Annotated in this window: 1 protein-coding gene; it reads left to right on the top strand. The window is 49.7% G+C overall.

From position 1 onward, the window contains the following. Window positions 1-151: 151 nt before the first annotated feature. Window positions 152-304: DUF6110 family protein (locus PZH32_RS14170; protein ID WP_343074576.1), on the top strand; the 153-nt coding region annotated here is incomplete at its 3' end.

Below are 304 nucleotides of genomic sequence, written 5' to 3' on the forward strand. Positions count from 1 at the left end.
TGCGCAAACTTTTGCTAACAATGTTAATACTACCTAACATCGTCGGAAAATATTGAAAACGCCCGAAAGCGTGCTAAAATATAAAGATAAAGAGCCCGCCCCGCTCCGGGCGCGGGTACACAGATGGGAAATACAGAAACGAGGGGTAAATATGTTTGATACAAAAAAGCTTGCACTGTTTTTGGGCGGTGTGGTGTTCGGCTCTGCCGGTTTCAAGGTGCTGTCCAGCAAGGACGCCAAAAAGGTCTACACCCAGACAACCGCTGCGGTGCTGCGGATGAAGGACTGCACCATGCAGACCGTG

It is taken from the genome of Adlercreutzia equolifaciens, from assembly GCF_029076695.1.
Lineage (GTDB): Bacteria > Actinomycetota > Coriobacteriia > Coriobacteriales > Eggerthellaceae > Adlercreutzia > Adlercreutzia equolifaciens_A.